The 248-nt window shown below is 62.1% G+C and carries 1 protein-coding gene; it reads right to left on the bottom strand.

Annotated elements, in window-relative coordinates; translation table 11 throughout:
* Nucleotides 1–248 (bottom strand): AMP-binding protein (locus RTW80_RS30275; RefSeq protein WP_312721893.1); only part of this gene is annotated, 248 nt, incomplete at both ends.

Raw genomic sequence — 248 nt, 5'->3', positions numbered from 1 at the left:
ATCGACGGCACGTAGTGGGTGGTGGTCACGCCGTACTGCGCGAAGAAACTCTGCATTGCCTGCGGATCGCGGTGCGCGTCCGGCTCGGCCATCACCAGCTTCGCCCCGGCGATAAACGGCCACCAGAACTCCCACACCGACACGTCAAAGCTGCACGGCGTTTTCTGCGCCACCACGTCATGCGCCGCCAGTGGATAATGATCCTGCATCCACTTCAGGCGGTTAACGATGGCGGTATGGCCGACCAT

It is taken from the genome of Escherichia sp. AM3 (assembly GCF_032029835.1).
GTDB lineage: Bacteria > Pseudomonadota > Gammaproteobacteria > Enterobacterales > Enterobacteriaceae > Escherichia > Escherichia coli.
Note: the sequence above shows the minus strand (reverse complement) of the source record. Positions and strands in the feature narration are given on the sequence as shown.